A 258-nucleotide genomic window follows, 5' to 3' on the forward strand; every position below is an offset into this window, starting at 1 on the left:
GGGCTCCTTCCATCCGCGGATGAGAGAACGATGCACTCGATTGTGTGTGGTGATCCGCTGCCAGGCGCGGTGCGTGCTCACGTGAAGCGCCGGGGCCTTCGCGCCTTCTTCACGGTGACGGCCGTCCTCTGTGCGCTGGCCGTGGCCCACCCGGCGGTGGCCCAGGCGCAAGAGACCAACGCGGCCTCCGAGTCGCAGCCCAAGGTGAAGCGCAAGAAGCGCGTGGCGAACGGGACGAAGCCCGCCGCCACCAAGCCT

Annotated in this window: 1 protein-coding gene; it reads left to right on the top strand. The window is 69.0% G+C overall.

What is annotated here, in order from left to right; genetic code table 11:
- Positions 1–30: 30 nt before the first annotated feature.
- A partial coding sequence (locus FL311_RS43560; protein ID WP_141333590.1) for a hypothetical protein occupies positions 31–258 on the top strand: 228 nt, incomplete at its 3' end.

This window comes from Myxococcus sp. AB025B (assembly GCF_006518215.1).
Taxonomy (GTDB): Bacteria; Myxococcota; Myxococcia; order Myxococcales; family Myxococcaceae; genus Myxococcus; species Myxococcus fulvus.